22 protein-coding genes and 1 pseudogene are annotated in these 24,729 nt (G+C 70.8%); 12 read left to right on the top strand and 11 right to left on the bottom strand.

Features of this window, described 5'->3' with window-relative positions; genetic code table 11:
* Positions 1-119 precede the first annotated feature (119 nt).
* Entirely contained in the window at positions 120-917 is a 798-nt protein-coding gene (locus JGS22_RS23630) for an IclR family transcriptional regulator (RefSeq protein ID WP_211040352.1), read from the top strand.
* Positions 918-1,000: 83 nt separating this feature from the next.
* On the opposite strand, the gene JGS22_RS23625 is transcribed toward JGS22_RS23630, so the two are convergent.
* The 3 genes and pseudogenes from JGS22_RS23625 to JGS22_RS23615 form a co-directional block, all read right to left on the bottom strand.
* The gene (locus tag JGS22_RS23625) at positions 1,001-1,882 is read right to left on the bottom strand and encodes an NAD(P)-dependent oxidoreductase (RefSeq protein ID WP_211040351.1); all 882 of its coding nucleotides are present in this window, start codon (positions 1,880-1,882) and stop codon (positions 1,001-1,003) included.
* 444 nt (positions 1,883-2,326) lie between these two features.
* Positions 2,327-2,671, bottom strand: a complete 345-nt coding sequence (locus JGS22_RS23620) for a DUF5955 family protein (RefSeq protein ID WP_308405867.1) — start codon at positions 2,669-2,671, stop codon at positions 2,327-2,329.
* A 470-nt stretch (positions 2,672-3,141) separates the two neighbouring features.
* Positions 3,142-3,231, bottom strand: a pseudogene (locus JGS22_RS23615) (Tellurite resistance TerB); the annotation flags it as partial.
* Between the two features lie 1,031 nt (positions 3,232-4,262).
* On the opposite strand from JGS22_RS23615, the gene JGS22_RS23610 reads away from it, so the two are divergent.
* Entirely contained in the window at positions 4,263-4,874 is a 612-nt protein-coding gene (locus tag JGS22_RS23610) for a nucleotidyltransferase family protein (protein ID WP_211038447.1), read from the top strand.
* A gap of 265 nt (positions 4,875-5,139) precedes the next feature.
* The gene (aceB, locus tag JGS22_RS23605; RefSeq protein ID WP_211038446.1) at positions 5,140-6,780 is read left to right on the top strand and encodes a malate synthase A; all 1,641 of its coding nucleotides are present in this window, start codon (positions 5,140-5,142) and stop codon (positions 6,778-6,780) included.
* A 411-nt stretch (positions 6,781-7,191) separates the two neighbouring features.
* Here aceB and JGS22_RS23600 read toward each other — a convergent pair whose 3' ends face one another.
* The 6 genes from JGS22_RS23600 to JGS22_RS23575 all read right to left on the bottom strand — a co-directional run bounded on the left by JGS22_RS23600 (position 7,192) and on the right by JGS22_RS23575 (position 12,079).
* On the bottom strand, positions 7,192-8,625 hold the full coding sequence (locus JGS22_RS23600; protein WP_372454351.1) for a nucleobase:cation symporter-2 family protein: 1,434 nt from the start codon (positions 8,623-8,625) through the stop codon (positions 7,192-7,194).
* A 706-nt stretch (positions 8,626-9,331) separates the two neighbouring features.
* Positions 9,332-10,303, bottom strand: coding sequence for a factor-independent urate hydroxylase (gene pucL / locus JGS22_RS23595; RefSeq protein WP_211038445.1), 972 nt, complete (start codon positions 10,301-10,303; stop codon positions 9,332-9,334).
* An 8-nt stretch (positions 10,304-10,311) separates the two neighbouring features.
* Positions 10,312-10,782: a hydroxyisourate hydrolase gene (locus tag JGS22_RS23590; RefSeq protein WP_211038444.1), complete on the bottom strand. Its 471-nt coding sequence runs from the start codon at positions 10,780-10,782 to the stop codon at positions 10,312-10,314.
* Entirely contained in the window at positions 10,779-11,294 is a 516-nt protein-coding gene (gene uraD, locus JGS22_RS23585) for a 2-oxo-4-hydroxy-4-carboxy-5-ureidoimidazoline decarboxylase (protein ID WP_211038443.1), read from the bottom strand. The genes JGS22_RS23590 and uraD overlap by 4 nt, the downstream gene beginning before the upstream one ends.
* A gap of 268 nt (positions 11,295-11,562) precedes the next feature.
* Complete coding sequence (locus JGS22_RS23580) at positions 11,563-11,802, bottom strand: hypothetical protein (RefSeq protein ID WP_211038441.1); 240 nt, start codon at positions 11,800-11,802, stop codon at positions 11,563-11,565.
* Positions 11,803-11,848: 46 nt separating this feature from the next.
* On the bottom strand, positions 11,849-12,079 hold the full coding sequence (locus JGS22_RS23575; RefSeq protein WP_211038439.1) for a hypothetical protein: 231 nt from the start codon (positions 12,077-12,079) through the stop codon (positions 11,849-11,851).
* Positions 12,080-12,276: 197 nt separating this feature from the next.
* On the opposite strand from JGS22_RS23575, the gene JGS22_RS23570 reads away from it, so the two are divergent.
* Both JGS22_RS23570 and JGS22_RS23565 read left to right on the top strand, forming a co-directional pair.
* Entirely contained in the window at positions 12,277-13,455 is a 1,179-nt protein-coding gene (locus JGS22_RS23570) for a helix-turn-helix domain-containing protein (protein WP_211038437.1), read from the top strand.
* Between the two features lie 205 nt (positions 13,456-13,660).
* Positions 13,661-14,257 carry a hypothetical protein gene (locus tag JGS22_RS23565; RefSeq protein WP_308405866.1) on the top strand — a complete coding sequence of 199 codons (597 nt, stop codon included), beginning with the start codon at positions 13,661-13,663 and terminating at the stop codon, positions 14,255-14,257.
* 180 nt (positions 14,258-14,437) lie between these two features.
* On the opposite strand, the gene JGS22_RS23560 is transcribed toward JGS22_RS23565, so the two are convergent.
* Both JGS22_RS23560 and JGS22_RS23555 read right to left on the bottom strand, forming a co-directional pair.
* On the bottom strand, positions 14,438-14,809 hold the full coding sequence (locus JGS22_RS23560; RefSeq protein WP_211038435.1) for a helix-turn-helix domain-containing protein: 372 nt from the start codon (positions 14,807-14,809) through the stop codon (positions 14,438-14,440).
* Positions 14,806-15,069: a thiamine-binding protein gene (locus tag JGS22_RS23555; protein ID WP_211038433.1), complete on the bottom strand. Its 264-nt coding sequence runs from the start codon at positions 15,067-15,069 to the stop codon at positions 14,806-14,808. The genes JGS22_RS23560 and JGS22_RS23555 overlap by 4 nt, the downstream gene beginning before the upstream one ends.
* Before the next feature lie 145 nt (positions 15,070-15,214).
* On the opposite strand from JGS22_RS23555, the gene JGS22_RS23550 reads away from it, so the two are divergent.
* The 7 genes from JGS22_RS23550 to JGS22_RS26590 all read left to right on the top strand — a co-directional run bounded on the left by JGS22_RS23550 (position 15,215) and on the right by JGS22_RS26590 (position 24,709).
* Positions 15,215-16,054: a TIM barrel protein gene (locus tag JGS22_RS23550; protein ID WP_211038432.1), complete on the top strand. Its 840-nt coding sequence runs from the start codon at positions 15,215-15,217 to the stop codon at positions 16,052-16,054.
* A 236-nt stretch (positions 16,055-16,290) separates the two neighbouring features.
* Positions 16,291-17,190 carry a 2-hydroxy-3-oxopropionate reductase gene (locus JGS22_RS23545; RefSeq protein WP_211038430.1) on the top strand — a complete coding sequence of 300 codons (900 nt, stop codon included), beginning with the start codon at positions 16,291-16,293 and terminating at the stop codon, positions 17,188-17,190.
* A gap of 550 nt (positions 17,191-17,740) precedes the next feature.
* Entirely contained in the window at positions 17,741-19,198 is a 1,458-nt protein-coding gene (locus JGS22_RS23540) for a catalase (RefSeq protein WP_211038428.1), read from the top strand.
* Positions 19,199-19,576: 378 nt separating this feature from the next.
* On the top strand, positions 19,577-20,437 hold the full coding sequence (locus JGS22_RS23535) for a hypothetical protein (RefSeq protein WP_211038426.1): 861 nt from the start codon (positions 19,577-19,579) through the stop codon (positions 20,435-20,437).
* Positions 20,438-21,023: 586 nt separating this feature from the next.
* Positions 21,024-22,811 (top strand): glyoxylate carboligase, encoded by a 1,788-nt coding sequence (gcl, locus tag JGS22_RS23530; protein WP_211038424.1) that lies wholly within the window; start codon positions 21,024-21,026, stop codon positions 22,809-22,811.
* 267 nt (positions 22,812-23,078) lie between these two features.
* Positions 23,079-23,537 carry a nuclear transport factor 2 family protein gene (locus JGS22_RS23525; protein ID WP_211038422.1) on the top strand — a complete coding sequence of 153 codons (459 nt, stop codon included), beginning with the start codon at positions 23,079-23,081 and terminating at the stop codon, positions 23,535-23,537.
* 140 nt (positions 23,538-23,677) lie between these two features.
* Positions 23,678-24,709, top strand: coding sequence for an endonuclease/exonuclease/phosphatase family protein (locus JGS22_RS26590; RefSeq protein WP_211038421.1), 1,032 nt, complete (start codon positions 23,678-23,680; stop codon positions 24,707-24,709).
* Positions 24,710-24,729 lie beyond the last annotated feature (20 nt).

Below are 24,729 nucleotides of genomic sequence, written 5' to 3'. Positions count from 1 at the left end.
AACACGGCCGGCGCGGGGTCTGACCGGCGAGAACCCGAGGCGGCACACCGGCCGCCCGACCGGGCCGCCCGGTACGATGCGCGCAGCCGCCTCGACCGGAACCGAAGGGAAAGCGCCACGTGCCGCCGTCCGAGCGCAAGACCACCAGCACTCCCGCCGCGAGCGGCGGCGTCCAGTCCCTGGAGCGCGCATTCGACCTCCTGGAGCGCATGGCGGACGCCGGCGGTGAGGTCGGCCTCAGCGAGCTCTCCAGCAGCAGCGGCCTGCCGCTGCCCACCATCCACCGGCTGATGCGCACCCTGGTCGCCTGCGGCTACGTGCGCCAGCAGCCCAACCGCCGCTACGCGCTCGGCCCGCGTCTGATCCGGCTCGGCGAGAGCGCCTCCCGGCTGCTGGGCACCTGGGCGCGCCCCTACCTGGCCAGACTGGTCGAGGAGACCGGCGAGACCGCCAACATGGCGCTGCTGGACGGCGACGAGGTCGTCTACGTCGCACAGGTCCCCTCGCGGCACTCGATGCGCATGTTCACCGAGGTCGGGCGGCGCGTACTGCCGCACTCGACCGGCGTCGGCAAGGCGCTGATGGCGCACATGCCCGACGTGGAGGTACGCGCCCTGCTCGCCCGCACCGGCATGCCGGCAGCCACCGACCGCACCCTCACCACCCCCGAGGGCTTCCTCGGCGCACTGGAGATCACCCGCGACCGCGGCTTCGCCCTGGACGACAACGAACAGGAGATCGGCGTGCGCTGCATCGCGGTGCCGATCCCCGACTCCCCCACCGCGGCGGCGATTTCGGTCTCCGGGCCCGCCGGGCGCGTGACCGACCCGGCCACCGAGAAGATCGTGCCGCTGCTCCAGGACGTCGCCCGCGAACTGTCCGTGGCACTGGCCAGCAACGGCTCACCCACCGGTTAGGGCGTCCGGCGAGAGTGCTGGTGCACATCGTCTCGTTGAGGCCGTGCACCAGCACCGTCGTTTCGATGGCGGCAAGTGGCCGGTCAGCGCACCAGCAGGTCGATCACGCCCGTCAGATCCTCCTCACCGCTGCCCTCGGCCAGACGACGGCGCATCAACTCGAAGTAGGGGTTGAGCAGTTCCGGGCTGACTCCCTGCTGCTCGGCGGTGCTCAGGAAGGTCGGCGTGCCGGCCACCTGCATGGCGAGGTTGGAGACGACGCCCTTGGCGTAGTCGCCGCTCCGCAGCTGGTCGGCGGTCTGGTGAACGGCCGGGGCCATCGCGATGAGCCAGTCGGCGAGCAGCGGGGCGAGCGCCGCAGGGTCGATGTCCTCCTTGCGGATCAGCGCGAAAGAGTGCGCGGCACCGGCGAACATCCCGTACATCGCGCTGAGCAGGGCCACGTCGTACAGGGCCGCGAAGCCCGCGTCCTCACCGACGCAGGTGGTGCCCACCGGGACCGCGAGGGTCTCCCGGTGCCGCTCGAACAACTCCTGCGAGCCGCTGTAGAAGACGTAGCCGCCGGCTTCGGGGACACCGATCATCGGAGGGACGGCCATGATTCCGCCGTCCAGGTAGCGGGCCCCGCGCTCGCGGGCCCACTTCGCGCGTGCGCGGGCCTGGGCAGGGGTGCTTGTGGTCAGGTTCACCAGGTCCTTGCCGGCCAGGTCGATGCCGGACAGCACCTCGTCGACCGAGGTGTCGTCCAACAGGCAGACGATGATCAGGGTGTTCGCTGCGACTGCCTCGGCGGCGGTCTCCGCCGGCCTTGCACCGTCGGCGGCAAGCGCCGCGGCACGGGCCGGGGTGCGGTTCCAGACAGTGAGCGGGTGGCCGGCGGCAAGCCAGGTGCGAGCCAGCGCGGCGCCCATCGCGCCGAGGCCCAGCAGCGTGACGGGAGTCTTCTTCAAAGTGTTTTCTGCCATGCCGATCAGGCTGGCCACTGGGCCGGTGATGATCAAGTACGCACTTGACAGTGGGTGGTTACCCCGGGGTGAGCGAGCACGTCGAAAGGGTGGGGCACGACCACGCCGAACCGGCCTGGCGCACCGGACGGACACGTCTGCGGGATCGACGCCGCGACGGAGACGATCGACGGCGGGCGGAAGGCGCTGATCCTTTGGGCGCTCCACGAGCATCCCTGCCGTCGCTTCAGCGAGCCGCGTCGGCTGCTCCCGGGGGACACCGAGAAGGTGCCGGCCTACTCACCCGCAGGATCTGGAAGCGGCCGGTGTCGTCGTTCTTGTCGACCTTCGGTGGCCGCCCTCTGGGGGAGCCGCACTTTCCTGCGGATGCGGACCTGGTCCTTCTTCTCCCGGGACCGTGCACCGGATCCCATGTCCCCGACGACCCGACCTGCCCCGCTTCCGTCAGCGGGCGTCCGTGAAGTCGACGAACCCGGCGATCACGTCGCGCAGTTCGGCGAGCGGATCGGCGAGTGCGCTCACCGAGCCCAGCGCCGCCAGCACCAGCAGCAGCGCCTGGCGCAGCTGGTCGGGGTCCAGGACCTCCGACGCGGCCATGATGTCCAGCGCGGCGAGCTGCTCCTCCGCGGCTTCACGGTCCGGCAGATCCGCCTGGTGCCCTGCCAGCGCCAGCCGCAGAGCCAAGACCGCTTCCGCGAGCGTCGGCGGCCGGCCGGACGCCGGTTCCGCGGGCGTCGGCGGCCGGTCGGACGCAGCTTGCGCCGGCGTCGGCGCGCTTGGCTGCCGCACCGTCAATTCCTCTGTCGGCTCACCGCCCACGGCGGTAGTCCCCCACCCAGTCACCTTGCCCCTGACGCCGTGGTGTGTGTCACCGGACCGTGCGGCGCCGCTCGACACCGCGGGCGCACCCTGTGGGGCGCGCCGAACCGCTCTGTGCAGAAGTGCTCTTGCTGTGTCCCTGTGGGGATCGTCACACTCCGCGTTCAACAGCTCACTGCCGGCGGCGGAGGTGACAGTAAACGCCACTCTCCGCGCAACAGTCCATACAGAAGGCTGAATTCAGCCTTCTGTATGGACTGTTGCGCGGAGAGTGGCGTTTACTGTCACCTCCGCCGCCGGCAGTGAGCTGTTGAACGCGGAGTGTGACGATCCCCACAGGGTGCGCCCGCGGTGTCGTGCGGCGCCGCACGACACCGCGGGCGCACCCTGTGGGGATCGTCACACTCCGCGTTCAACAGCTCACTGCCGGCGGCGGAGCCGAAGTTGCGGAGCACGTCGTTGCTCGCGATCAGCGCGGAGACCCGCTGACGCTCAGCCGGGTCGATCGAACCGTCGGCAGCCGCCACCAGCCCGATGCCGCCGCACCCGCCGGAGGACGTGATGGATGTACTCGTACTGATCGGACGGCTTCTCCTCGTCCCGCTCTTCCTGGGAGGGGCCGTCGGGCATCTGACGAAGAGCAAGGGCATGGCGCAGTACGCCGCGTCCAAGGGCGTACCCGCCCCGAGGCTCGCCGTCCTGGTGGGGTCGAGCTCGACCCCACCAGGACGGCGAAGAACTGGATCGACGCCCGCTTCAAGGCGGAGATGCGCCGTGCCTGCAAGACCAAGTACAAGAAGGGCAACCCGCTCAAGCTGTGCAACTCGGCAGCAGCCGCGTACCACTTCGCGGTGAACAACGCCGGGGACAAGCACTTCTTCGGCTGATCCGGGTCGCCGGGCGGGCGGCGGGCGGACGCGAACACCCCCGTGTTCCGCGTCCGCCCGCCGCCCGCGCTTCCGCGCCCGCCACCTGTGCTCCGGGCCCGCGCGCCCGTACGCCGGAGCCGCGTGCCGGTCGGGCACGGCGTTGACGCGACAGGGCGCTGGTGCGGCGCGAGGTTGACGCGGGGGCGGGCGCGTACGGGCGCGCGGCGAGGAAGCGGGTTCGACGGCCGCTCCCAGGAAGAGCGGGACGAGGAGAAGCCGTCCGATCAGTACGAGTACATCCATCACGTCCTCCGGCGGGTGCGGCGGCGACCGGTTCGGGCGCTTCGGCGCCTCTCCCAGCGTAGGCCGCTTCCCCTGGCCCCGCAGAGCGGCGTCGTCCCTGGTCAGTGGCGGTAAGGACGACCCCGGTGCGGTGCCCGACCGGCACGCGGCTCCGCACTCAACACCGCGCTCCCCGGCGGCCGTCGAACCCGCTTCCTCGCCGCGCGCCGCCCCGCGAAATGCACCCGCACACACTCCCGGACCGGCACTGTGTGCCAGCGCCACAGAGGCGGACACGAGAGCCCCAGGAGCTGTCGCAAACAGTCAACGCCGCACTCTTCAGGGGGACTTCACGCCGACTCCGGTGGTCACTACAACACTCTGGGTCGCCTTCGGCGTACGCTCGGCATATGGCTGAGTCCTTGTATCCCGCACGAATCGCCGGCCTGCTTCTCGCGGCAGGCGGCGGGCGGCGACTTGGCGGACACCCCAAGGCGCTGCTCTCCCATCGAGGGCGCCCGCTCGTCGAGCACGCCGTCCGCACCCTGCGCGAGGGCGGATGCGGACCGGTACTGGTGGTGCTCGGCGCACAGGCCGACGCCGTACAGGAAACGGCCGACCTGGGTGGCTGCCCGTTGGTCGTCAACCCGGACTGGCAGCAGGGCATGGGGTGTTCACTCCGCGCGGGCCTGCGCGCGGCGGCGGCGCTCGAATCACCGCCGGACGGGCTGCTGGTGGCGCTGACCGACCAACCGGGCATCGGACCGGAAGCGGTGACCCGGGTGCTGCAGGCGTTCAACTCCCCGGCCTCATTGGTGATGGCCTCCTACGACGGGCGCCGCGACCACCCCGTACTGATCGGCTCGGAGCACTGGAAGGGCGTGGCGGCGACCGCCGCCGGAGACCAGGGCGCTCGTCGCTACCTGCGCGAGCACAGCGGCAGGATCACGCTCGTCGAGTGCGCGGACGTCGCCGATCCGGCGGACATCGACACCCCCGAGGACCTCGTCCGGCTCGACTGAGCCGCCTGCGACCCACAGCCCCGGGGCACATTCCGCGACAGGCCGTACACGCGCGAAGACACACCGTCGGCTTGGCCGAAAAAATATCTCGACATCAACGATCTCGATGTCAACAGAGCGTTGAGATTCCGCGATAAGGAAACTATTCTCCAATTTGCAGAGGGTCGCTGGCACGCAGTGTCAGGCACCCGTACACGCGCTTGTGATCTTGGTGGCGCCCCACGGGGAGCACCAGGCAGCACCGCCCGCTAAGGAGTGACAGCCCATGTCCGCACCAGCGCCGTCACCGCTGGCCATCGTCGATGTCGACCCGAGCCAGGCACCCGCCCGTCAGGACGAGGTGCTGACCGAAGCGGCACTGGCCTTTGTCGCCGCGTTGCACGAGCGGTTCACCCCACGCCGCGACGAGCTCCTCGCCCGCCGCGGCGAGCGCCGTGCCGAGATCGCCAGGACCAGCACCCTCGACTTCCTGCCCGAGACCGCCGAGGTGCGCGCCGGTGACTGGAAGGTCGCCGAGGCCCCCGCCGCGCTGAACGACCGCCGGGTGGAGATCACCGGTCCCACCGACCGGAAGATGACCATCAACGCCCTCAACTCGGGCGCCAGGGTCTGGCTCGCCGACTTCGAGGACGCCTCCGCTCCCACCTGGGAGAACGTCATCGGCGGCCAGCTCAACATGACCGACGCCTACCGCAGGCAGGTCGACTTCACCGACGAGAAGAGCGGCAAGAGCTACGCCCTGCGGCCCGCCGACGAGCTGGCCACCGTGGTCATGCGCCCGCGCGGCTGGCACCTGGAGGAGCGCCACCTGCGCGACGCGGACGGCAAGGCCGTGCCCGGCGCCCTGGTCGACTTCGGCCTCTACTTCTTCCGCAACGCCCAGCTGCTGCTGGACCTCGGCAAGGGCCCGTACTTCTACCTGCCGAAGACGGAGTCCTACCTCGAGGCCCGTCTGTGGAACGAGATCTTCGTCTTCGCGCAGGACTACCTCGGCATTCCGCAGGGCACCGTCCGCGCCACCGTGCTGATCGAGACGATCACCGCGGCGTACGAGATGGACGAGATCCTCTACGAGCTGCGCGACCACGCCTCGGGCCTGAACGCCGGCCGCTGGGACTACCTCTTCTCCATCGTCAAGAACTTCCGGGACGGCGGCGAGAAGTTCGTCCTGCCGGACCGCAACGCCGTGACGATGACGGCCCCGTTCATGCGCGCCTACACCGAACTGCTGGTGCGCACCTGCCACAAGCGCGGCGCGCACGCCATCGGCGGCATGGCCGCGTTCATCCCCAACCGCCGCGACCCCGAGGCCAACGCCAAGGCGCTGGACAAGGTCAAGGCGGACAAGGACCGCGAGGCCGGCGACGGCTTCGACGGCTCCTGGGTCGCCCACCCCGACCTGGTGCCGGTCGCCAAGAAGTCCTTCGACGAGGTGCTCGGCGACAAGCCCAACCAGAAGGAGCGGCTGCGCGAGGACGTGCAGGTCGGCGCCGCCGATCTGATCGCCATCGACTCGCTGGAGGCCAAGCCCACCTACGAGGGCCTGCGCGCCGCCATCCAGGTCGGCACCCGCTACATCGAGGCGTGGCTGCGCGGTCTGGGCGCGGTCGCGATCTTCGGACTGATGGAGGACGCGGCCACGGCCGAGATCTCCCGCTCGCAGATCTGGCAGTGGGTCGACGCCGGCGTCGTCTTCGACGACGCGCCGCAGGGCCGGGACAAGGCGACCGCCGCGGTCGTCCGCGAGATCGCCGCCGAGGAACTGGCCGCGATCCGCGCGGAGATCGGCGACGAGGCGTTCGCCGCGGGCAAGTGGCAGCAGGCGCACGACCTGCTGCTCGAGGTCTCGCTCAACACCGACTACGTCGAGTTCCTGACGCTGCCGGCGTACGAGCTGCTCGACTGAGCCGCTGAGGCGCCGCGGTTCGTTCCGCGGCCGACGCGCCACCGATGACGAGCGGGTGCGGTACGGAACTCCCGTACCGCACCCGCTCGTTCGCGTCGGTCCGTCTCCCCGCCCAGCCCCGAACCGGGCCGGCTCCCGGGTCCGTCTCCCGGCTCAGGGCCGACGTCACCGTCTCGCTTCGTACGCGCACGCCCGCCCCGTACGCGCCGCCGGGCCGTACCGGGAGCGCGCTCGCCGGAGCCTCGCCGGCCTCGAACTCCCGGGCCCGTACCGAGCGCTGCCCCGACGAATGGGGGCACCCCGCCCGCCGCTGCGGGGCGCCGGAGGGACGCGTCGCGCGCCGGCGCGCCGAAGGGCCCGGATCGCCCCGTGCGGGATCCGGGCCCTTCGGCGTAGCCGAGAGGCCAACTGTCAGTGGGTGACGGCCGGTTCGGGCGCTTCCTCCTCCTGCGGGGTGCGCCTGCCGACGTGGTGGAAGAGCAGGTTGAGCAGCACGGCCAGTACGCAGCCGGTGCTGATGCCGGAGTCGAGGATGATCGTCAGCTCGTCGGGGAACTGCGAGTAGAAGCCGTGCGACATCTCCGGCACCAGGCCGACGCCCAGGGTCACCGCCGCGATCAGGCTGTTGGAGGTCTTGCCGAGGTCTGCCTGCGCGAGCGTCTGGACACCGCTGACCGCGATGGTGCTGAAGAGCACGATGCCGACCCCGCCGAGGACCGGCAGCGGTACGGCGGAGATCAGCGCTGCGGCGAGCGGGCAGAGCCCGAGGACGACCATGAACGCGCCGGCGACCGCGACCACGAAGCGGCTGCGCACCTTGGTCATGGCGACCAGTCCGATGTTCTGGGCGAAGGCGCTGGCGGCGAAGCCGTTGAAGAACGGGGCGATCGCGCTGCCGAGGGTGTCGGCACGGAGTCCGGCGGCGATCGTCTTCTCGTCCGCGGGCCGGCCGACGATGCGCCCGAGGGCGATCACGTCCGCGGTGGACTCGGTCATGATCACCAGCATCACGATGCACATGGAGACGATCGCGGGCAGCGAGAACTGCGGTGCCCCGAAGTGGAACGGGGTGGGGAAGCCGATCAGGTCCGCGTCGCCGAGCCCGGTGAACTCGGTCATCCCCATGGGTATCGCGACCAGGGTGCCGACGACCAGACCGAGCAGGATCGACACGGACTTGACGAAGCCGCGTCCGAAGCGGTTGAGCCCGATCGTCACCGCGAGAGTGATCGCGGCGAGCGCGACACCCTTGCCCGAGGCGCCCTCGCCCTCCGCGCCGTCGTCGGTGACCCAGCCGAGCGCCACCGGCAGCAGCGAGAGACCGATCAGTGCGATCACGCTGCCGGTGACCACGGGTGGGAAGAACCGTACGAGGCGGCAGAAGAACGGGCTGATGAGAAAGCCCAGCAGCCCCGCGACGATCACCGCGCCGAAGATCACCGGCAGTCCCGCCGCACCGCCCTCGGCCGCGATGATCGCGGTCATCGCCGCGACGCCGCAGAAGGAGACGCCGTTGACGAACGGCAGCCGGGCGCCGATCTTCCACACGCCGAGCGTCTGGAGCAGCGTGGCGATGCCGGCGGTGAAGAGGCTGGCCGCCATCAGCAGCGTGGTGTCACCGGTGTCGAGGCCGGCCGCCGCTCCGATGACCAGCGGGACGGCGACGACGCCGGCGTACATCGCGGCGACGTGCTGGAGTCCGCTGGTGAGCATCTTCCACGGCGAGAGGATCTCGTCGACCGGATGCCGGCCGCCGCCCTCCTCGGCGGTACCGGCCTCGGCCGGGTCGGGTGTGCGGTCCGGGTCGGGTGTGCGGTCCTGATGGATCCCGGGCTCTGCGGCCACTGCGGACCTCCTGTCGTTGAACTGCGCCGCGCCGGCGGTGCGAGGGTTTCAGGGAGGTGGTGCGAGTTGTTGGGCCGGCACCCCGGGTGCTCGGGGTGGGAGCACATCGCGGGAGGGGTGGACCGCGCGTTGGGTGGGGCGCTGCCGGAACGGGTACGTGGTGCCACTGCGGCGTACGTACACCGTCCCGGCAGCGTGTTCAGGACCCCGCTCGGGTCCTGAACCACCGGCCGGGAGCCGTCCCTCCCGGCCGGAGTCCTGATTCGGCGGAACGCGGCGGGCTCGTGGGTACGAGCGCCGCGGTCCGCGCACACGGCGGTTGCCGTGGGAAGCGTCGGTCGTCCTGTGCGGACATTCGGTTGTGGCGGCCCGGACGCCGCGCCTGCGCGGGCGGGCCGCTGCCGCCGGGCGGGCCACCGTCTCCGGGCGTGGTCCGACGGGCGGTGCGCGGACGCCCCGTGCGCGGTGTCCGCAGGTCTCCAGGTCCGCGGCCTGCCAGTACGGAGCCGCGGGTGCAGGGCTCTGCCCGCGCGGGGCCTGCGGCTGCGGGGCGTGGAGCGGGAGCGTCGCGGGCGTACACGGTGGTGGGCCGCGCGAACACCGCCCCGTCCTCCCCCGGACTTCGCCGCCGCCCGGTCGCGCACGCCCCGAACTGCGGGGGCGTGCGCACCGGTTGCGAACAGAGGCGCAGTGCGGGGTTCCGTTGCTAGAGATTCGTCAGGTCCACCGGGATCAGCGCTTCGGCGCCGTCGCGGAGGATGGTGGCCTCGATCAGCCCGTACGGGCGGTCGGCGGCGAAGTAGACCGCGCCGTCGGCGGTCTCGTTCTCCATGCCGAACGGCTCCAGGTCCACCAGGAAGTGGTGCTTGTTGGGCAGCGAGAAGCGGATCTCGTCGATCTCGCTGCGGCTGTTGATGACGCGTGCGCCCATCTGGTAGAGCGTCTGCTGGAGCGAGAGGGAGTAGGTCTCGGCGAAGGCGTCCAGCATGTGCTTCCTGGACTGCTCGTAGGAGCGCTCCCAGTTGGGCATCCGGTCCTCGTCGCTGGTCCAGTTGTGCCGCCAGACCCCGGTGACCTCGGTGGCCAGGATGCGGTCGTACGCCTCCTTGAGGGTGGTGTACCGGTCCTTCACATAGCCCCAGAACTCCGAGTTGGTGGAGTTCATGACCGTGAGGTCCTTCAGCCCCGAGAAGACCTCCCAGCGCTCACCGTCGTAGGTGATCTGCGCGGTGCGGGTCTCCTGACCCTGTCGCACGAAGGAGTGCTTGACCTCGTCGGCGCCGATGAACTGCGAGCCGGAGTCGGAGTTCTCGATCCGCTCCCAGGCGTACTCCTCGATCCGGATGCGCGCCCGGTGGATGGGCTCCTGGGAGTCGACGAAGTGACGGGCGAGGTGGATGCCGAACTGCTCCGCGGACTCGATGCCGTACTTCTTGGCGAAGGCGTACACCGTGTTCTTGGTGGTGTCGGTCGGCAGCACGTTGGCGTTGGAGCCGGAGTAGTGCACGTCCTCCATGTCGCCGGAGAGGGCTACGGAGACGTTCAGGTCCTTGATGTGGTGGGTGTCGCCGTCACGGGTGATCTTGACGACGCGGTTCTCGGCCTTGCCGTACTGGTTCTGGCCCAGCATGGTCGGCCGGCCGCGGTGGCTCGGGTTGGTGCGAGAAGTAGCAGTCATCTCGGTCGTCAGCTCCCTCGGTACACGGAGTAGCCGAACGGGTTGAGCAGCAGCGGTACGTGGTAGTGCTCGCCCGGGACGACCGCGAAGACGATCGTGACCTCGGGGAAGAAGACACCGCTGTCCCTTGCGCGGGGGGCGTCCTGCTGTTCCTCGGCTTGCCTGGTGAAGTCGTCGTTGTGGGTGGGCGGTTGGGCGCCGGATGCGGCATTGGCGCCCTCGTTGTCGGTGGTTCCGGCGTTGCGGGAGGTGAAGTACGGCTCGACCTCGAAGACCAGCCGCACGTGGGCGGTGCCCTCCGGCAGTGCCGGAAGGTCCTTGCAGCGCCCGTCGGCGTCGGTGCTCGACGCCCCGAGCGCGTTCCACTCCTCCCGCGATCCGCTTCGTGCGGACAGCTGGACGGCGACCCCCGCCGCAGGGCGTCCGAGGCTGGTGTCCAGAATGTGCGTGGACACCGAGGCGGTGGTCTCCGTGCTCATGAGTGCGCGTCTCCTTCTGCGAGGCGGGTCAGCCGGATGCGGTTGATCTTCACCAGCTCGGTGCGGACGTTCTCCCGCTCCCGCTCCGGCGTGTTGTCGATACGGCCGCGGAGCGCGTCGCGCATCTGCTCACCGGTGAGCCCGGTGGCGCAGATCAGGAAGACGTGCCCGAACCTGTCCTGGTAGGCCAGGTTGAGTTCCAGCAGTTCGCCGCGCAGCTCCTCGGAGGCTCCCGCCATTCCGCCCTGCTCGCGGGCGGAGGTCGGGTCGCCCGGCTTGGGGCGGCCGATCGGCGGGTGGCCGGCCATGGCCTCGGCCAGGTCCGCCGCGGTCAGCTCGGCCGTGGCGGAGTCGCTGGCTGCGAAGAGACCTGCGGCGTCGCCGTACGGGCGGCGGGCAAGCAGCTTGGCCGCCCAGGAGGTCGAGGCACACACCTCCAAGAGATCCGCGCGGGCGGCGGCCTCGTCGGCGGCGTTGAACCGGGTCAGCCCCGGTGTCGGACTCGGAGTCACGGGGGCTCCAGTTTCTCGGCGGTGCCGTGGTGGTCCCGTTCGGGCTGGGGAACAGCTAAACCCCACGACAACCGGACGTCAACACTTTGTTGAAAGTTCGTCTCGGGGTTTCTCCGCCCCACCGACCGGCCGGAGACCGCCACCACCGCCGCACCGCAACGCCTCGCCCCAAGCATCCGCGCAGGTCAGAGCCGCCGAACCCGCCCGTCCGCCCGTCCGCGGGTCACCGGCGGCACCGGGTCCTTCGCCGGCGCGCCGCCAGCACCCGTCACAGCAGCTCACCCCGCCGCCGGGTACGGGTGTTCACCTCGTACAGGCGGTGTCGCAGCGGCGCCCTGCGCGCCTGCAACCCGTCCTCCAGCAGATCGGCGATCAGATGCGCCACCTCCGGCAGCACCTGGCCCAACTCCACCACCCGCACCGCCCCCTCGCCCGGCAGTTCCCAGACAGACGGCTCGACCGCCAGCCCCGGCGAAACGATCCCCGCGCCTGCCCGAGGAGCCCGCACAGCCGCTCCGCCGCACACCGCGCACTCGCGCGATGCCCCTCGGCAATCACCGCTCCACCACCGCGCACAGGTCCTCGCGCCGCGTCTCCCACTCGCGGCCACCGCCGGGCGGACGCAACCACACGAGACCGCATTCCTCCTGCTGCACCACCCCCACCCGCTCCGCCCGCAGGTCGTACACCGACCCGCCCACGGCCACCTCCACCGCCGAACCCGGCACACACCCGTCCACAAGCGGCACCAGCCGCCCCACCAACCGTTCGATACGATCGGCCATGTCAACACCCCAGTCAGGTAGTTGGCCACGCCCCGGACTGTTCGCGCAGTCGCGGGGTCTTCGTTCTCATCTCGACACCACACTCAACGACCGATCTTCAAGATCAGTTGACACTCGGCTGACACACTCTCAACTGCACCGGCGCCAGGCGCGGTTGCCGCCTCCCCTCGACCGGGGATGCCTGGCACAGTGGAGTGATGGATCGCACGAAGCCTGCGGCGGGCGACAACATCGCCGTCCTGCGCAGAGCGCGCGGAATCGGCCAGGAGACCCTGGCGGCCAGAGCCGGCGTATCGGTGTCGCTGCTCCGGAAGATCGAACGAGGAGACCGGGCCGCGACACCACCGGTCGTCGCGGCGATTGCCAGGGCCCTGGGTGTCAGCACCGGACGCCTCAACGGAAGCCCGTACACGGAACCCGAAGAGCTGGAGACACAGCTCAACGCCCTGCGAGGCGCCGTCAGGCGGCACACCCTCCCCCGGGAGGACGCTCCTGAACCGGAGGTGCTGGCAGGCAACCTGGCGAAAGCCTCCGCCCTGCGGTCCGACACCCGCTACGGCGAACTGCTCGAACTGCTTCCGACCCTCCTCGGCCAGGTGACGGCCTCCGCGTTCACCGCGAGTGGGGACGCGAAGGCCTGGGCCCGCGTGGCGGACGTGTACGGGTGCGCCTTCGCCGTGGCCCACCGGCTTGGCCAGGCGGACCTGGCCGAGACCATCGTGTCCCGGCAGTCATGGGCCTCCTCCCGCACCTGGAACCCCGCGGCAGAGGCGGCAACCGCTTGGAACGAGGCGGGAGTTCACCAAAGCGCCGGAGACTACGCGGACGGACTGGCGATAGTCGACCGGGCCATCACCGCCTTCGAAGGCGCCTCCACCCGCGGCAGCGCATCGGTGATCATCCTCGGCTCGCTGCATCTGCGAGGCGTGGTGCTGGCCTCGCGACACCGCGACCGCGCGGCCACGGAATCCCACCTGAACGTGGCCAAGGGCTTGGCCGAGCAACTGCCCGAGGACCGCCTGCTCCACAACCTGACCTTCGGCCCGGGGAACACCGCGCTGTACGAGCTCGCGGCGCGCGTGGAGCTCGGCCAGCCGGACCGGGCGTGGGAGATGGCGGAACCGTTCTCCGCCCAGCCGCCCAAAGGACTTCGACCGAACCGCCTGGGCCGCCTGCACATTGACGCGGCCAGGGCCCGTCTCGCCCTCGGCGACTACGGTGGCGCCGAGGAATCGCTCGGCGCCGCCTTCGGAGTGGCCCCCGAGATGACACGACTGCACCCCATGGCACGCGAGGTGCTCCGGGTCATGCTGATCGCGCACCAACGAGCGAGGCCGGGCCTGTCCGCCATGGCCAGGAAGTCCGGACTCCGCTGACCGAAGCGAGTCAGCCGCCACGCCGACTTCTGAGCAGGCGTGCCGGCCCGAGAGCGGCTGCGGAGGGCCTGGTGAGCGCGAGCGCGCCGAAGCTCCGAGCACCACCACCGGGAACGGCCACCGACCTCCCCGCACAATCACTCGATATCGCGAGCTGTTGAAGACTGCGAGGTTCCGGGTACCACACCCGCGAACGAGAGAGGCCGTGGCAACCGTCGTGGGGGTGAGCGCTGCCGTGTTGTGGCCGTCCAGGGTGAGGCAGGCAGCGAAGAGCGGCTCGGATCGCGAGGTGGTGGCTACGTACCCGTACCGGAACGCGTGCCCCACGTCGGTCTGGACAAGCCTTGTGGACCAGGCGGAGAACGTCATCGAGTACGCCGGATACACGAACTACTTCATCTGGCAGGAGCAACCGCGATTGACGGAACGCCTCCGCGAGAAGGCAGAGTCCGGCTGCGAGGTGCGGTTCCTGATCGGAGACCCGGACAGTCGGGTCACCCGGGACCGGGAAGCCGTGGAGAACGTACCCCTGACACTGACGACGCGCATCCGGATCACTCTCGGCGCACTGGAAGCACTCAGAGAACTGCCCTGTGTGCAGGCGCGGTTCAGCGACCAACACGTGGCTCTCTCGGTGTTCCGGTTCGACGACCAGATGCTGGTGACACCGCACCTTTCCTCGCTGCTGGGACACGAGAGCCCGACGCTCCATCTGCGACGACTCACGGAGGACGGCCTCTTCGATCGGTTCGCCGGCCACGTGACGGCCCTGTGGGAGCGTTCCGACAGACCCGTCTGGTGACGCCCCAACCGCCCCCGGGTTCCGGCCGGTTGCAGAATCCGGAGGCGTCTTCACGACCGATGGGATGACTTCGAGGCGAGTCCCTCACCCGCGCGCCGGGGCCCACACTGGGACGTACCGCGCTCGCGCCGGTCGAAGCCGAAGCCGCACCGGCGCGGACCAACTGCCGGGCGGGTGGGGCTACTTGGAGCCGTTGTCGCGGTTGATGTAGTTGTAGACGGTGAACCGGCTGACGCCGAGTGCGGTGGCGACCGTCTCGACGCCGTGGCGCACGGTGAAAGCGCCCCGGGTCTCCAGGATGCGCACCACGGACTGCTTGGTCTTGCGGTCCAGGTCCTTGAGCGGCATGCCGTGCCGCCGCTCCAGGTCGACCAGCAGATGGTCCAGCGAGTCCGAGAGGTGCGGCAGCCGTACGGCGAGCACCTCCTCGCCCTCCCAGCTCAGCACGACATCGTCGCCGCTCGCCTCCTGCGGGCCGACTATCTCGCCGCCCATGGCGTCCACCAGCGGCTTGACGGCCGCGGCGAACGGGTGCTCCCCCGCCCCGCTCATGCCTCACGCTCTCCTTGCTCCGAGTCCACCACGGTGACCTGGAGGGAGATGCGGTCCGCACCCGCGTCCAGGCTCCTGCGCAGCAGCGACTGAACCACCGCCAGCACCTCGTCCGCCCCGCCCTCGGCCGTGTTGCCGAAGGGGCCGACGTCGACGGCGTCCAGATCGGCGTTCTGCGCGATCTCGCGGGCCACCACGGCGTGCCGGGGCGCCTCGTCCAGATCGAACGGCTCGGTCGTGAACTCCACTTTCAATCGCACGCGCTCAAGGTACCGCGCGCCCCCGGCGCCGCCACCACCCAGAACGGACAATCCAGACGGACCCCTTGACAGCACACTCGACCTCGCTGCAATCTTCCACCACATAGAAAAACACTTCCGCCATACGGAAGGAGCGTTCGACCTCATGGGCTTCACGGATACCCGCTTCACGGTCAACCTCTCGATCCTCTTCACCGAGCTCCCCCTGCTGGAGCGTCCCGCTGCTGCACGCGCGGCCGGCTTCACCGCGGTCGAGCTGTGGTGGCCGTGGCCGGACAACCCCACGCCCGACCGGGCCGAACTCGACGCGCTGCGCGAGGCGTTGGAAGACGCAGAGGTCCAGCTGACGGGCCTGAACTTCTACGCCGGACAGCTCCCCGGCCCCGACCGGGGCGCACTCTCGCTCCCCGGCGAGGAGTCGGAGAAGTTCCGGAAGAACGTGGACGTCGTCGCCGACTTCGCCGCCTCCGTCGGCTGCCGGGCGCTCAACGCGCTCTACGGCAACCGCACACCGGACGCGGACCCCGCCGAGCAGGACGCACTGGCGCTGGAGAACCTGACGCTGGCCGCCCGCGCGGCGGACCGGATCGGTGCCGTTCTCCTGATCGAGGCGCTCAACGAGACCGAGTCGCCGCACTGCCCGCTGGTCAGCTCCAAGGCCGCGGTCGACCTCGTCGAGCAGGTGAACGCCGCCACCGGACTGGGCAACGCCAAGTTCCTGATGGACCTCTACCACCTGGCGATGAACGGCGAGAACCTCGCCGAGGTCATCGACCGGCACACCGCCGTCACCGGCCATGTGCAGATCGCCGACTGCCCCGGGCGCGGCGCACCCGGCACCGGTGACCTGGACTTCGCCGATCTGCTGCGGCAGTTGCGGCAGGCGGGCTACGAGGGCTGGGTCGGCCTGGAGTACAAGCCGGGCGACGCTCCGAGCGCCGGCTCCTTCGCCTGGCTCCCGGCCCCGCTGCGCGCCGCTCGCTGACGTCTCACCGAGATCGGCACCTCCCCCGCAGGACGCCCGCCGGGAACCGCGCAGAGGACTCACGAAGAGGACTCGCCCAGAGAACCCGCGAACAGGGCTCGCTCGGCGAGCGGTGTCGTTCCGGGAGGGGCGTCAACCCCGAACTCCCCCTGCCCGGGGGCGACTTCCGGGCGCGCGGCGGGACGGCCGCGCGTCCGGGGGACCCGGGCGGCACCACACGAAAGGCAACGGCACACATGAGCAACGAACTTCCCCGGATCGCCTGGATAGGCCTGGGCATCATGGGCTCCCCCATGGCAGAGAACCTGCTCAAGGCCGGCTACCCGGTCACCGGCTTCACCCTGGAGAAGGAGAAGCTCGACCGGCTCTCCGCCAGCGGCGGCACCCCGGCCTCCTCGATCGCCGAAGCAGTGGCGGATGCGGACGTGGTGATCACCATGGTTCCCGCGGACCCGCAGGTGAAGACCGTGATCCTGGGCGAGGACGGCGTTCTCGCGCACGCCCGTCACGGCGCCACGATCATCGACATGTCCTCGATCACCCCGCAGACCTCGATCGCCGTCGCCGAGGCCGCCGCCCGGGCGGACAAGGGACTGTCGGTGCTGGACGCCCCGGTCTCCGGCGGCGAGGCCGGTGCGGTCGAGGCCGTGCTCTCCATCATGGTCGGCGGCGAACGGGCCGACTTCGACCGGGTGAAGCCGATCTTCGACGCGCTGGGCAGGACGGTCATCCTCTGCGGCCCGCACGGCAGCGGCCAGACGGTCAAGGCCGCCAACCAGCTGATCGTGGCGGTCAACATCCAGGCGTGTGCGGAGGCCGTGGTCTTCCTGGAGAAGTCCGGGGTGGACCTGGACGCGGCGCTGGACGTACTGGCGGGCGGCCTCGCCGGCTCGACGGTGCTGGAGCGCAAGAAGGAGAACTTCAAGAAGCGGGACTTCAAGCCCGGCTTCCGCATCGACCTGCACCACAAGGACATGGGCATCGTCACCGACGCCGCCCGCAGCGTGGGGGCCTCGCTGCCGGTCGGCGCCGTCGTCGCCCAGCTGGTGGCCTCGCTGCGCGCGCAGGGCGACGGCGGGCTCGACCACTCGGCGCTGCTGCGCTCGGTGGAGCGGCTCTCCGGCGACGCCGTCTGAGCCGCACGAGCCCGCGCGGCCGGTAGCCCTCGAAGCACTGGAAGCGCCGCCCGTACCGCTCGGAGCGGCCGTAGCTCCCGCACCGCCGGGAGCGCCCGTACCCCCAGGGGTTCCGGCACCGCACGCAGCTCCTGGCAGGCCACTGCCACCTCCCGATCCGCACCACCTCCGCCGCGCCGCCGCGCCCGGCAGGGGCCCGACCGCCTCGCCCGTACGGACGTTGAGATCGCCCGCGAGATGTCGCCCGCGACGAGAGCGTCCGCACTGAGCCGCCCGTACGCGACGCGCCCTCCACGTGCGTGTCCGCACCGCTCGGCCCGAGGCCCTGCGGTGCCGCACAGCGCAACCGACGCCCCGCGCCGGCACTGCCCGCTGCGCGGATTCCGCCCCCGATCTCCGGATGGCGGCGCCGACAACTGTCCTGTCGCGCCCAAGGCGCCGCCATCCGGAATTTCAACAAACTGTTGACGCATCGCGGCAGCCGTCCATACGCTCCCAATCCGCGGAAGCTGACTTCCGCAGCCCCGCACGGAAGGTCAAACCCGAGAACATGGCGCAACGAACCCTGACGACCGAGTCCGGCGCACCGGTCGCGGACAACCAGAACTCCGCCTCCGCCGGCGCAGGCGGCCCGCTGCTCCTCCAGGACCAGCACCTGCTGGAGAAGCTCGCCCGCTTCAACCGCGAGCGCATCCCGGAGCGCGTCGTGCACGCCCGCGGCTCGGGTGCCTACGGCCACTTCGAAGTGACCGACGACGTCACGGAGTTCACCCGCGCCGCCTTCCTGGACACCATCGGCAAGCGCACCGAGGTGTTCCTGCGCTTCTCGACCGTGGCCGACAGCCTCGGCGGCGCCGACGCCGTACGCGACCCGCGCGGCTTCGCGCTGAAGTTCTACACCGAGCAGGGCAACTACGATCTGGTCGGCAACAACACCCCGGTGTTCTTCATCAAGGACCCGCTGAAGTTCCCGGACTTCATCCACTCGCAGAAGCGCGACCCGTTCACCGGCCGCCAGGAGCCGGACAACGTCTGGGACTTCTGGGCACACGCCCCGGAGGCGACCCACCAGGTCACCTGGCTGATGGGCGACCGCGGCATCCCGGCCTCCTACCGCCACATGAACGGCTACGGCTCACACACGTACCAGTGGACGAACGAGGCCGGCGAGGCGTTCTTCGTCAAGTACCACTTCAAGACCAACCAGGGTGTCCGCAGCCTGAGCAGCGAGCAGGCGGCCGAGCAGGTCGGCAAGGACGCCAACAGCCACCAGACCGATCTGCTCCAGGCGATCGAACGCGGTGTGCACCCGTCCTGGACGCTGTACGTGCAGGTCATGCCCGCCGCCGAGGCCGCGGACTACCGTTTCAACCCGTTCGACCTCACCAAGGTGTGGCCGCACGCGGACTACCCGCTCCAGCGCGTCGGCCGCCTGGTGCTGGACCGCAACCCGGACAACGTCTTCGCCGAGGTCGAGCAGTCGGCCTTCTCGCCGAACAACTTCGTCCCCGGCATCGGCCCCTCGCCGGACAAGATGCTCCAGGGCCGGCTCTTCGCCTACGCCGACGCGCACCGCTACCGGCTGGGCGTCAACCACACCCAGCTCCCGGTCAACGCGCCCAGGGCCACCACCGCCGAGAACCACGGCCGCGACGGCCTGATGGCCACCAACCCGCAGGGCCGGTACGCCAAGAACTACGAGCCCAACTCCCACCAGGGTCCCGTGCAGAGCGACCAGCCGCTGTCCGCCCCGTACGCCCTTGTCGGCCACACGGGCAACCACGCGCCGGTCGCCCACACCAAGGACGACGACTTCCACCAGGCCGGTGAGCTCTACCGGTTGATGTCCGAGGACGAGCAGCAGCGCCTGGTCGCGAACATCGCCGGCGGCCTGTCCCAGGTGACCCGCGACGACGTCGTGGAGAAGAACCTCGCCCACTTCCGCGCCGCCGACCCCGAGTACGGCCGCCGCGTCGAGGAAGCGGTGCGCGAGCTGCGTGAGAGCTGATTGGGAGGTCGGCTCGCACGCGATTCCCGTATCGCCGGTCGTACACATCCGGTGGAGGGGTGACCGGCGATACGGGAACACCCTCACAAGCTGCCCGGCGGTGCGAACGTCCTGTCGCGCCCAGCTCGCCCCGCCGGGCGACCACTTCCCTCCCGGCAGGCCCCGTTCGTCCCGTGGTTCACGGGGGACGGGGCCTGCCGTGTCACCGAACGCGCATCAGTCATCTGGTTTCGGTGACCGGCTCCGGGTGAACATCACTCGATGAGGCCGACTCGCCCGCGGCACGGGGCCGCCCGCGCCCGCGAGGACGCGCACAAGCCCCGGCTCGCCGTTCCCGCGCGTCACATCGGCCGCCGGGACCCTGGAGGGAAGACCGAGATGACGGAGAACGTGCCGGTACGTTGCCCGGACTGCCGCCGGGAGCACGCCTACGCACCTCCGCACTACCCCTGCGCCTGCGGAGCACCCGTCGGCCTTGACATCCACGCCGAGGCCGAACCCAAGCCGATCCGTCGCCGCACCTGGTCGGACTCCTGGGTGCGGGTGCGCTGCGTGGAGTGCGGGCGCCAGCAGGACTGGCCGGCACCCGAACTGGGCTGCTCCTGCGGTACGTTGCTCCGCCTCCCGCTCCGCTCCGAGGAGCCCTCGCGCACCCCGGACTCCCCCGCCGGGACACCCGACGCCTGCACCGAGCAGTCCGCCCACCGGCCCGAGGGAGGCCGCGGCGAGCCCCGCGGCAAGGCCGCGGAGCGGCGCACGGCACAGGGCCGGGAGCAGCCGCAGGAGCCCTGGCGGGACCAGGAGTTCAGCCGGGCGCAGCCCGGGGCGGGCACCGAGGAGCCGGGACCGGTGGTGGGCCGACCCGCTTTCCGCCCGGTGACGATCCGTACCGCCAGGGACGCCGTGGTCACGGCGGGACGCTATGTGCGTTGGCTCGGCTTCGAGGACGTGCGCACCTCGGAGACCAGGCCCGCCTCCGGAGTTGACCTGCGCGGCCCCGGCATAGTCGCCCGGGTCGACCCGACCACCACGCCGACCAGCCTGCGCGCCGTCGAGACGCTGTGGCTGAACGGGCTCAACGAGTCGGCCCTACCGATCTGCTTCTCCCTCGCGGGGTACGCGCGCGACGCCAGGGCGCGCGCGGACTCCCTGGACATGCCGCTCTTCGTCCTGGACCTCACCGGCGCCCCGCAGCCGGTCAACACCGCCGCCGACGAGCTGATCGCCGAACAGGACTGAGGAGCCCCAGGGACCCGGCTCCCGGCCGGCGGCCCGAACGACGCGAGCGCTCAAGCGCTCGACGGCTCACAGCGCGCGGCTCACGGCTCACGGCTCGACCATCACGCTGCCCGCGCTGGGTTCGGCGCGTCCTCCCCTCGCGCGGGCCTGCCCGCCTCTGCCTCCGCCGACTACCCGCCGCCGACTACCCGTTACCCGCGGGGCGCTGCCCGCGCCCGGCCCCCTCGCACGTCGGACAGGGCGTCAACGCGGTACGCCTGCGCGTCCGTTCCTCCCCGCCGCCGGGCCCCGTCCCGCACCGGCGCTGTGCCGCAGGTGCGATCTCGCGCGTCCGGGTGCGTCCGACCGGCTCCGTGATCGGTCGCGGTGGCCCGAAGCCGCCCAAGAGCCCTTGACTCCCCCGCCACCACGCTCCTACATTGTTTCCATATAGCAGAACGCTAATTTCGCATTGCGAAAGTCAAGCTCATGCGGTGACCGTCCCCGCCAGCGGAGCGAGTAGCGATCCCTCACCAGTGATTCCGCCCTGCCCCGACTCCCCCGGAGTCCGGCGGCGCGGGTCCGAGCAGTTGAGACAGGAGCACTCATGCCTCGTATGACCGCTGCCCGCGCGGCAGTCGAGATCCTCAAGCGCGAGGGTGTCAGCGACGCCTTCGGCGTTCCGGGCGCCGCGATCAACCCCTTCTACAAGGCGCTCCAGGAGGGCGGCGGAATCCGCCACACCCTGGCCCGGCACGTCGAGGGGGCCTCCCACATGGCGGAGGGCTACACCCGTACCGCGCCGGGCAACATCGGTGTCTGCATCGGCACTTCCGGTCCGGCCGGCACCGACATGATCACCGGGCTGTACTCCGCCATCGGCGACTCGATCCCGATCCTGTGCATCACCGGCCAGGCACCGACCCACGTGCTCCACAAGGAGGACTTCCAGGCCGTCGACATCGCCTCCATCGCCGCACCGGTGACGAAGAAGGCGACCACGGTGCTGGAGGCGGCTCAGGTGCCGGGCGTCTTCCAGGAGGCGTTCCACCTGATGCGCTCCGGTCGCCCCGGGCCGGTGCTGGTCGACCTGCCGATCGACGTCCAGCTCACCGAGATCGAGTTCGATCCGGAGCTGTACGAGCCGCTGACGCCGTACCGCCCCTCCGCCACCCGCGCCCAGGCAGAGAAGGCCGTGCGGATGCTGGCCGCGTCCGAGCGCCCGGTGATCGTCGCCGGCGGCGGCGTGGTGAACGCGGACGCGAGCGAACTGCTCGTGGAGTTCGCGGAGTTGACCGGCACTCCGGTGATCCCGACCCTGATGGGCTGGGGCACGATTCCGGACGACCACGAGCTGAACGCGGGCATGGTCGGCATCCAGACCGCGCACCGCTACGGCAACGCGAACTTCCTCGACTCCGACTTCGTGCTCGGCATCGGCAACCGCTGGGCGAACCGGCACACCGGCTACAAGCTGGACGTGTACACCCGCGGCCGGAAGTTCGTGCACGTCGACATCGAGCCGACCCAGATCGGCAAGATCTTCGCCCCCGACTTCGGCATCACCTCGGACGCGGGAGCCGCGCTGGAGCTCTTCGTCGAGGTGGCGCGCGAGCTGAAGGCGGCGGGTGAACTCCCGGACCGCACGCAGTGGTCGGCCGCGACCCAGCGCCGCAGGGCGGAGCTGCAGCGCCGTACGCACTTCGACGACATCCCGATCAAGCCGCAGCGGGTCTACGAGGAGATGAACCGGGCGTTCGGCCCGCAGACGCGCTACGTCTCCACGATCGGCCTCTCCCAGATCGCCGGCGCCCAGATGCTGCACGTCTACCGGCCCCGGCACTGGATCAACTGCGGCCAGGCCGGCCCGCTCGGCTGGACGGTCCCGGCCGCCCTCGGCGTGGCGGTGGCCGATCCGGACAGCCCGGTCGTCGCCCTGTCCGGGGACTACGACTTCCAGTTCATGATCGAGGAGCTGGCGGTCGGCGCCCAGCACCGCATCCCGTACGTGCACGTGCTGGTGAACAACTCCTACCTCGGACTGATCCGCCAGGCGCAGATCGGACTGGACATCAACTTCCAGGTGAACCTGGAGTTCGAGAACATCAACGCCCCCGAGCTCGGCGTCTACGGCGTCGACCACGTCCGCGTGGTCGAAGGCCTGGGGTGCAAGGCGATCCGGGTCACCGACCCCGCCGAGCTGGGCCGCGCCTTCGAGGAGGCGGCCGAGCTGGCCCGGGAGCACCGCGTTCCGGTCGTGGTGGAGGCGATCCTGGAGCGGGTCACCAACATCGCGATGAGCAGGACCGCGGACATCAGCGACATCAGCGAGTTCGAGGAGCTGGCGACCGAGGCGGCGCACGCGCCGACCGCCATCGCGCCGCTGAAGTCCTGAGGCCGCACCGAAGTCCCGCCGCAGCGGCGGGACTTCGGGCTCCGCAACCGCGGCGCCCGTGCGCGCCCGTACGCACGCCGCCGGGCACGTACGGCCGTCCGCGCCGCCGGACACCGACCGCGCCGCCCCGGCCCCGGACACCGCGCACCACCCGCGCGGCCCGGGGCGGGGCGGCGCCACCCTTCACTAATCAAATTTGACTAAACGCTCCGCGAGGCTTACTTTCGACACTGCCCGCGCAGACCCGGCCGAAGGAGCGGCGACTGCATGACCTTCCGTACCGACATCCCCACCGAGTCCGTCACCGGCCACGCCCCGACCGAGGAGGAGCTGTGCACTCTGCGCGAGTGGTTCACGCACTACGACGCCTGCGCCGCCCGGGGCGAGACAGCCAAGCTGGCCGAGTTGGCGCACTTCCCGCTGAACCTGGTGACCGACGACTCCTCCGGCACTCCCTGGTGCGGCCAGTGGAGCCGCGAGCAGTACCTGAGCGTGATGGGCGAGGTGATGGGCGGCGGTGACGACGTGGCCTTCGAAGCGACCCGCACCCCCTTCTTCCTCGGCGGCTCGCTCGCCGTGGTCTTCACCCGCTCCACCATGACCGCGGCCGGTGTGTCGTACCAGCTCGACTACGCCGACATCCTCGTCCGCACCCCGGAGGGCTGGCGGTTCCAGACGATGGTCCAGTCGGGCTGGGGCGAGATGATGGCGCAGGGCGCGGCGTAACTCCTAGCTCGGGCGGCCGGGACCGGCACGCAGACGGCACCGGCCGCCCGGGACGAATCCACGAGAGGCTCGGGACAGAGACGGGCCGGGACTCGTGCCGCATGGAGCTGTCCCGCTGCCGCATAGGGCAGTATCGAGGGGTGTACACGGGGGAGAGCCAACACCGCAGCCGCTACGCGCCCGACCGGGTCGCGCCGAGCCCCGCGCGGCCCGCCGCCCGGTCGCGCCGAGGACGGCGGAGCTTCGCCGCCTGGCTCGCGGTGCTCCTGCTGATCCCCGGCACGGTGCCCGCGGTGGCACGGGCCATGGACGTCGACGGCCCGACGCCGGTGCCCCAACTGCTCGCGTTTCTGCCCTGGTTCCTCGCCCCCGGCTGGCTGGCGCTGCTGGCCGCCGTGGTGGCCAGGCGTTTTCTGCTGGTTGCCTGGTCCCTCGCGCTGCTCGGTACGACCGCCTGGTTCCTCCAGCCCTACGGAAGCGGCCAGACCGTACCCTCCCGGGAGCCGAGCGCGCAGATCCGGGTCCTGACCGCGAACCTCCGCTTCGGCGAGGCGATGGACGCCTTCCTGGAGGCGCTGCGCAGCCACCGGCCACATCTGGTCTCGGTCCAGGAGTGCGACAGCGGCTGCGCGCGGACGCTGCGCAGCGCGGAGGTGCGCCGCACCTACCCGCACCAGGTCATCACCGGGAACGAACCGGCCGAGGGCTCCGCGGTGTTGAGCGTCTACCCGCTCGCCGCGGGGGCGCGGGTACCGGGCGAGCTGTCGATGCCGAGCGCCGTCGCCGATGTGGCGGGCATCGACGTGAGGTTCCAGGTCGCGCATCCGATGCCGCCGATGCCGGACTCCATGGACTCCTGGCGTCGTGAGCTGGGGGCGCTGCGCGCGATGGCGAGCGGGCGGGGAGAGACCTCGACCATCATGGCGGGCGACTTCAACGCCTCCCAGGACCATGCGGCGTTCCGTGCCATCGTCGACACCGGAATGCGCGACAGCGCCCGGCTGCTGGGACGTTCACGCACCCCGACCTGGCCGGTGCCGTTCTCGCCGCCGCTCGGCGCGCAGATCGACCATGTGCTGGTGAGCGAGGGGCTGACCCCGGTGGACGCGCAGTTCTTCGAGCTGTCCGGCAGCGACCACCAGGCGCTCCTGGTGGACGTACGCCTGTACTGACCCGGCGTACGTCCACCGGC

This window comes from Streptomyces tardus (genome assembly GCF_018101125.2).
Lineage (GTDB): Bacteria > Actinomycetota > Actinomycetes > Streptomycetales > Streptomycetaceae > Streptomyces > Streptomyces tardus.
This window is presented reverse-complemented; position numbering and strand designations above follow the sequence as displayed.

Bases quoted from the DNA above. Each gene is read 5' to 3' on its own strand.
- JGS22_RS23625 (WP_211040351.1), bottom strand. From the start codon at position 1,882: ATGGCAGAAAACACTTTGAAGAAGACTCCCGTCACGCTGCTGGGCCTC.
- JGS22_RS23610 (WP_211038447.1), top strand. From the start codon at position 4,263: ATGGCTGAGTCCTTGTATCCCGCACGAATCGCCGGCCTGCTTCTCGCG.
- aceB (WP_211038446.1), top strand. From the start codon at position 5,140: ATGTCCGCACCAGCGCCGTCACCGCTGGCCATCGTCGATGTCGACCCG.
- pucL (WP_211038445.1), bottom strand. From the start codon at position 10,303: ATGACTGCTACTTCTCGCACCAACCCGAGCCACCGCGGCCGGCCGACC.
- JGS22_RS23590 (WP_211038444.1), bottom strand. From the start codon at position 10,782: ATGAGCACGGAGACCACCGCCTCGGTGTCCACGCACATTCTGGACACC.
- JGS22_RS23575 (WP_211038439.1), bottom strand. From the start codon at position 12,079: ATGGCCGATCGTATCGAACGGTTGGTGGGGCGGCTGGTGCCGCTTGTG.
- JGS22_RS23570 (WP_211038437.1), top strand. From the start codon at position 12,277: ATGGATCGCACGAAGCCTGCGGCGGGCGACAACATCGCCGTCCTGCGC.
- JGS22_RS23560 (WP_211038435.1), bottom strand. From the start codon at position 14,809: ATGAGCGGGGCGGGGGAGCACCCGTTCGCCGCGGCCGTCAAGCCGCTG.
- JGS22_RS23550 (WP_211038432.1), top strand. From the start codon at position 15,215: ATGGGCTTCACGGATACCCGCTTCACGGTCAACCTCTCGATCCTCTTC.
- JGS22_RS23545 (WP_211038430.1), top strand. From the start codon at position 16,291: ATGAGCAACGAACTTCCCCGGATCGCCTGGATAGGCCTGGGCATCATG.
- JGS22_RS23540 (WP_211038428.1), top strand. From the start codon at position 17,741: ATGGCGCAACGAACCCTGACGACCGAGTCCGGCGCACCGGTCGCGGAC.
- JGS22_RS23535 (WP_211038426.1), top strand. From the start codon at position 19,577: ATGACGGAGAACGTGCCGGTACGTTGCCCGGACTGCCGCCGGGAGCAC.
- gcl (WP_211038424.1), top strand. From the start codon at position 21,024: ATGCCTCGTATGACCGCTGCCCGCGCGGCAGTCGAGATCCTCAAGCGC.
- JGS22_RS23525 (WP_211038422.1), top strand. From the start codon at position 23,079: ATGACCTTCCGTACCGACATCCCCACCGAGTCCGTCACCGGCCACGCC.